Here is a 6,577-nt window from a genome sequence, read left to right as displayed (position 1 = left end):
GGGTGACGCTTACGGGCCGGTCCCAGGCGAGGGAAAGTCCGACTCCCGGATAGCCTGCGGCCCGCACGAACCACGGGTCGCCGGCTGCGTCATTCGGCAGGAAGACGAGCGTGGCCTCCTGACCCTGGAATCGTCCCTGCCAGCACAGCCACTCCGATACTGTGCCGTGGACCCCCTCCTCACCGGAGGCGTCCGCCGTCGTTATGGAGGGGCTTTCGCAGGCGGGCAGGCGCCAGAAGAAGCCGCCGTAACCGCCGCCGATCCGGCCGTTAGAGCCGGGACTGCCGAGAGATACTGCGCCATCAGCCACAGGCGTCAGCGTGAAATCGAGCGTGAGCGCCCAGACCGCTTCGTTCACTGCGCGCCAGCTGATGCGTCGGGCCTCGTGCAGCAGCGCGGTACCGTCGGGCCCGCTCCAGCGCAGGGTCTCCTCCAGGGAGTTTCCACGCCGTGAAAGGGCCGTCCTGGAGATCCGGCCGTGGTCCGGGCGCCAGACATAGCCCGACTCCTTGCGCCGGTAGGTGCGCCCGCCCCACAGATTGACTCCGTCGACGTCCTGGATAGCCACACCGACCCCAAGATGCCAGACGTGGTCCGCAGGGAAATGGTCGCTCACCACAACGCCGCCTCGTGTTGTGATCGGATGCAGATAGGGGCGCGGGGCAAGCATCGGTGAAACGGTCGTGCCCTCGCGGTACGTACCCACGTCCTGGCCGTCCACCGAAAGGGATACAGACGACGACGGTCGCTCCCAGCCCGGGGCCAGCTCCGTAAAGGTCGCCTGGGCGAGGCAGGCCCGCTGCAGCAGGTCCTCAATGCCGCGCACCACTGGATGCGCATCGTCTCCCGAACCCACCCAGGTGATGAAAGAAGGATCGATCGGCTGCGGCGGCGGGGACAACCGGACAGCATCGAGAACCCGCATGAAGGCTCCGGAGGAGGACAGCGGGCTGAGCAGGGGAGTGCCGTGTAGACGGTGGTCCAGCAGATTGTCCAGGAGGTTCGTCCGGTTGAAGTGCTCCGTCGTCGTGCCGTCAGCAGTAGTAACGGCGAGCTCATCTTCGGTGTAGTAGAGCACCGCCGTGCCCTGTGTGCCGTGAAGCGTGACGCTGGGACGCGTCTGCTCCGCGGCACACAGGGTGAGTGCGAGCGTGACAACGGTGCCGGAAGTGCTCCGGACCCGGAGGGTGGACGTGTCATCGCACTCGATGTCGTGGGCCCGGTACAGGTCCGTCTCGACGGTAGCCACGTCGGAGGCTTCCCTTGCACCGGCCACACGAAGGGCGGTTGCAACCGCATGGGCGAGCGGATTGGTGGCCACGCCGTCGACCACGTCCACTCCGTCCAGCGTTCGCTTTCCCGCCCAGCGTGAGCGCGCGAAGTAACCTCGGGTTCGAACCCAGGCTCCCAGTGCGCTGACGCCCCGAACCGAGCCCAACGATCCCGATGCCACGAGTTCGTCGAGCCGGTCCAGCGCTGCGGAGCCCAGGCTCTGGAACCCGGTCTGCACGGCTACGCCGGCTTCCTCCGCAGCAGTCAGGAGGGCTTCGTACTGCTCCATTGACGCCACCGGCGGCTTCTCGAGGTAGACGTCCGCGCCGGCCGCTATCGCGGTATGCGCGAGCGGCGCGTGCGCCTGGATGGGGGTGGCTATCACGACGACGTCGGGTGCCACCCCCGACGCGAGCAGGTTCTCCAGCGATGTGAACACCCCTACCTCCGCACCCAGCACCCCGTCAGCCGGCGGGTGCGGGTCAGCCACTGCCACAAGCCGTGCAGCGCCGTCGTTCTCCAGCCGCCGGAGATTGTCCAGGTGCCGGGCACCGTAGCCGTGGACACCCACGAGGGCAACACGGGCGACGGCGGTGGTGTCACCGGCAGCGTGCTCCGACGGGTGCAGTTGGCCGGGTGCGGGGTCGAGCATGTTCACGTTCCGTTCTGCGGATGATCAGCCTGCGCTGATCATCCCTTCGATTTCTGCGGTCATCTTTTCAGTGGCCTGCTCAGGGGTCAGCTTGTCGAACAGCACCTCGGACACGTAGCGCTTGACCATGTCCTGGACACCGCCGGCCCCTACGGGGGAGGGCAGGGGAGGCTCTGCCATGTCGGGACGGATCTCGTCGAGGAAGTCCACAACAGCCTGGTCGTTCTCGTCGAGCTCAGGGGCGATGGCTTCAGCCATGTCAGGGTTGGCAGGAACGCCGCGGTCGACCAACATCTTCTTTGCCGCTTCGGGATTGTTCGCAAGGTAATTGACGAACTCTGCCGCTGCTTCCTGGTCATCCGACTGACTGGAGATCGACCAGTACATGGATGCCTTGTAATACATGCCGTTGTCTGCCGCTGATCCGCTCTCGGACGGCACCCGCAGCATGGTCACATCGCTGCCGCTCGCCGTGCGAAGCGCTGCCAGCTGGTTCGACCAGTACCAACCCATCGCCGCGCGGTTGGTCGCGAAACCACCCGCCTCGAAGGAACCCGACATCTCCTCGGTGTAGCGGGCAGCGCTGGGGCCGCCGCCGTCGCGTACTTCGAGGAGGTGCTCAAACCAGGCCGTGGCGTTCTCAGGGGAGTATCCGACCGTGCCCGGTTCGTCGTCGTTATAGAGGTTTTCACCGTGCTGGCGGAGCCAGATCCTCAGGTCGACATCCTGGGCTCCATAGTCGGTGCCCACAATATCTCCGCCGAGCTTCTCCGCCAGCTCATCCGAGATCCGGTAGTAGTCATCCCAGGTCCAGGTGGAGTCATCCGGGAGCTCCATGCCGGCCTGCTTGAAGAGGTCCTCATTGGCCATGACCACGTAGGCATTCTGGCCGGTGGTCAGCCCGTACAGACCCTCTTCGTAGCGGCCCAGATTCAGGGCATCGTCGTCGAACTTGGAGGTGTCGATGCCCTCGAGGGTGCTCAGATCGGCCAGGGCACCCCGCCCGGCGTACTCCTGGAGGTACTTCTCGTCCATGGTGATGACGTCGGGGGCATCCCGGCCTGCCGTCGTCGTCGCGAGTTTGTCCCAGTAGCCGCTGAAATCGGAGTACTCACCCTCAATGGTGATGTCCTCATTCTCCGCCTCGAACAGGTCGATGATTTCCTGGTTCGCCACGTGGCGCGGATCCGAACCCCACCAGGAGAAGCGCAAATTGCCGTCGCCGGCATTGGTGCCGCCGCTGCCGCCATTGCCGCAGGCGCCAAGTGAAACGGTGAGAACGACGGCTGCAGCTGCGGCCGTGAGTGTGCGGGTTGAACGGGAGATCTTCTTCATTGAACCTCGTCCTGTCTGTTGAGTGAATGGATGGTGGTGACCGGATCAGCCCGCGCTGATCATGCCTTCGATTTCGGTGGTCAGCTGTTCGGCTGCCTTCTCCGGGGTGAGGTTGTCGAAGAGGACCTCACCGACGTAGCGCACGATTGTCTCCTGCACGGTTCCCGCTCCGATGGGCGATGGCTTCGGCGAATCCGACACCTCCGGCTCGATCTCCTCAAGGAAGGAGACAACGGTCTTCTGGGCCTCATCCAGCTTCGGCTCGATTGCTGCGGCCATGTCCGGGTTCGCAGGAACACCCCGGTCGACGAGCATCTTTTCGGCGGCAGCCGGGTCATTCGCCAGGAAGTTCACGAAGTCGGCAGCTGCTTCCTGGTCGTCGGACTGGCTGGAGATGGACCAGTACATGGACGCCTTGTAGTACATGCCGTTGTCCTCAGCATTGCCCGACGGTGAAGGCACCCGGAGGATTTGGACATCATCACCGGTGGCCGAGCGCAGCGCGCCGAGCTGATTGGACCAGTACCAGCCCATGGCGGCCTTCTTGGTCGGAAAGTTCTCAGCTTCGAAGGTGCCTGCAGCAGCTTCAGTGAACTGGGCTGCGCTGACGCCGCCGCCGGTGTCACGCACGTTGAGCAGGTGTTCGAACCATGAGACGAGGTTCTCCTGTGAGTATCCGACCGTGCCCGGCTCGTCCTCGTTGTACAGCTCCTCCCCGTTCTGCCGGAGCCAGATGCGCAGGTCGCCGTCCAGCGCGCCGTAGTCGGTTCCCTTCACATCGCCCAGCTTCTCGCTGATCTCCGCGGAGATTTTGTAGTAGTCATCCCACGTCCACGTGCTGTCATCCGGGATCTCCACGCCTGCCTCGGCGAAGAGGTCTGCGTTGACCATCACGGAGTAGGCGTTCTGTCCGGTGCTGAGACCGTAGACACCGTCCTCGTAGCGCCCCAGATCCAGCGCGGCTTCGGGGAACTTGGACAGGTCCAGATTCTCGAGTTCCGTGAGGTCGGTCAGCGCTCCGCGGCCCGCATACTCCATGATGTATTTTTCGTCCATGGTGATGACATCGGGCGCATCCCGTCCCGCCGTCGTCGTCGCCAGCTTGTCCCAGTAGCCGGAGAAGTCGGAGAACTCGCCGGCGACGGTGACGCCCTCGTTGTTCGCCTCGTAGATGTCGATGATTTCCTGCGTTGCCTCGTGGCGCGGGTCCGAACCCCACCAGGAGAAGCGCAGGTTGCCGTCACCGGCGGCCTCGCTGCCGCCGCTTCCACAAGCGGCGAGGGAGGCACCGAAGACCAGGGCCATTGAGGCCGCAGTGATCGTGCGGGCAGGGCGGGAGAACTTCCTCATTGAATTTCTTTCCTATCTGTCAGGTGTCTGTCGCGCTCAGGTGTAGGGAGATGCGCTGGTTTGTCGGGACGGGAGGTTATTTGATGCCGGTGGTGGCGATGCCCTTGACCAGGTACTTCTGGCCGAAGAGGAAGACCAGAAAGACCGGAAGGAGGGAAACGATGGACATGGCGAACATCGAGCCCCAGGAGGAGGTGGCGGTGCTGTCCACGAAGGATCGGAGTGCAACCGGCACCGTGTACATCTCGGGGTCGGTCAGGTAGATCAGCTGGCTGAAGAAGTCGTTCCACGTCCAGATGAAGGTGAAGATGGTGGTGGTTGCCAGCGCCGGCACCATCAGCGGAAGGATGATGCGGGTGAAGATCCGCACATGGCCGCAGCCGTCGATACGGGCAGCTTCATCCAGCTCGCGGGGTAGACCGCGAATGAACTGCACCATGAGGAACACGAAGAACGCGTCGGTAGCGAGCAGTTTCGGCAGGACCAGCGGGATGAAGGTGTTCACCCAGCCCAGCTCCGAGAAGATGATGTACTGCGGCACGATGATCACGTGGATCGGCAACATGATGGTCATGAGCATGATGGCAAAGAGCAAGTTGCGACGCCGAAACTTCAGCCGGGCGAAGGCGTAGGCCGCCATGGAGCAGGAGACCAGGTTGCCGATGATCGAGCCGATCACCACGATCATCGAGTTGATCATGTAATGCCCGAACGGCGACTGCAGGGCGTTCCAACCTTCGGTGTAGTTGCTGATCTCGAACGTGGTCAGCCAGAGACCGGCTTCCCGGAAAATCTCGTCATTTGGCCTCAGTGAACTGACGAGCATCCACAGCAGGGGGTAGAGCATGATGATGCCGAAGATGGTGAGCAGAACGTGTTTCAGCAGCCGGCGTCCAGCGCTTCCGTGCAGTTCCTCGTCGCTGCCCTTCTTCCGGCGGACCGGCGGGGTAGCGGGACCCTGCTTCCGCGTGGTTTCGCGGGGCGTATTGGTCTGGGGCGCGATTTTAGTCGTCATAGAACACCCACCATTTCGAGGCGATGAAGTTGATGAAGGTGAAGGCCGCGATGATGAGCAACAGCAGCCAGGCCATGGCCGAGGCGTAACCCATGTTGAAGTTGCCGAAGCCCTGTTGGTAGAGGTACAGCGTGAAGAACATCGTCGAGTCGGCGGGGCCGCCCGTGCCGCCCGAGACCACGAAGGCCTGGGTGAAGGACTGGAATGCTCCGATGATCTGCAGCACCAGGTTGAAGAAAATGATCGGTGTCAGCAGCGGCACCGTGATGGTCATGAACTGACGTACCTTGGACGCACCGTCCATGGCCGCAGCCTCGTAGTACATGGTCGGAATCTGGCGCAGTCCGGCGAGGAAAATAACCATCGGTGCGCCGAACGTCCACACGTTGAGCACCATCAGGGTTCCCAGTGCCGTGGACGGGTCGGCGATCCACCCCATGCCCTCGATGCCAACGAGGGCGAGGAGCTGGTTGATCAGGCCGGAGGTGCCGAAGATCTGCCGCCACAGCACTGCGATGGCAACAGAGCCGCCGAGCAGGGACGGCAGATAGTAGACCGAGCGGTAGAAGCTGAGTCCCCGCATGCCGCGGTCCAGGATCAGTGCGAGCGCCAGTGCTGCGATGAGCTGGAGGGGGACGGAGACGAAGACGTAGAGGAAGGTCACCCCGAGCGAGTTCTGAAGGCGGGTGTCCTCGAACATTCGAAGATAGTTGTCCAGTCCGGTCCATTCCGGCGGCTGGAGGAGGTTGTAGTCAGTGAAGGAGAGGTAAAGCGACGCCGCCATCGGCCCGATGGTAATGACCACCAGGCCTACCAACCATGGAGCGAGGAACAGATAGGAGACCCGCTCCTCTTTCTTTTCGGCTGCGGTCAGCTTTCGCTTACTTCCGCGCGGCTCTTTCTTCAGCCGCGACATCTCAGACAGGGCTGACATCGCCGGTCCTTTCCGCACT

5 protein-coding genes are annotated in these 6,577 nt (G+C 63.2%); all 5 read right to left on the bottom strand.

Annotated elements, in window-relative coordinates; genetic code table 11:
• On the bottom strand, nt 1–1,924 hold a 1,924-nt coding region (locus RIF85_RS13815; RefSeq protein ID WP_309072476.1), incomplete at its 3' end, for a DUF6807 family protein.
• A 24-nt stretch (nt 1,925–1,948) separates the two neighbouring features.
• Nucleotides 1,949–3,259 carry an extracellular solute-binding protein gene (locus RIF85_RS13810; RefSeq protein ID WP_309072475.1) on the bottom strand — a complete coding sequence of 437 codons (1,311 nt, stop codon included), beginning with the start codon at nt 3,257–3,259 and terminating at the stop codon, nt 1,949–1,951.
• A 45-nt stretch (nt 3,260–3,304) separates the two neighbouring features.
• Nucleotides 3,305–4,609: an extracellular solute-binding protein gene (locus RIF85_RS13805; RefSeq protein WP_309072474.1), complete on the bottom strand. Its 1,305-nt coding sequence runs from the start codon at nt 4,607–4,609 to the stop codon at nt 3,305–3,307.
• A gap of 76 nt (nt 4,610–4,685) precedes the next feature.
• Entirely contained in the window at nt 4,686–5,624 is a 939-nt protein-coding gene (locus tag RIF85_RS13800) for a carbohydrate ABC transporter permease (protein WP_309072473.1), read from the bottom strand.
• Nucleotides 5,614–6,558 (bottom strand): sugar ABC transporter permease, encoded by a 945-nt coding sequence (locus RIF85_RS13795; protein WP_309072477.1) that lies wholly within the window; start codon nt 6,556–6,558, stop codon nt 5,614–5,616. The genes RIF85_RS13800 and RIF85_RS13795 overlap by 11 nt, the downstream gene beginning before the upstream one ends.
• Nucleotides 6,559–6,577 lie beyond the last annotated feature (19 nt).

The sequence above is a fragment of the Arthrobacter sp. genome (assembly GCF_031179385.1).
Lineage (GTDB): Bacteria > Actinomycetota > Actinomycetes > Actinomycetales > Micrococcaceae > Arthrobacter_D.
The sequence above is the reverse complement of the archived record's forward strand: the minus strand, read 5'-3'. Positions and strand labels throughout refer to the sequence as shown.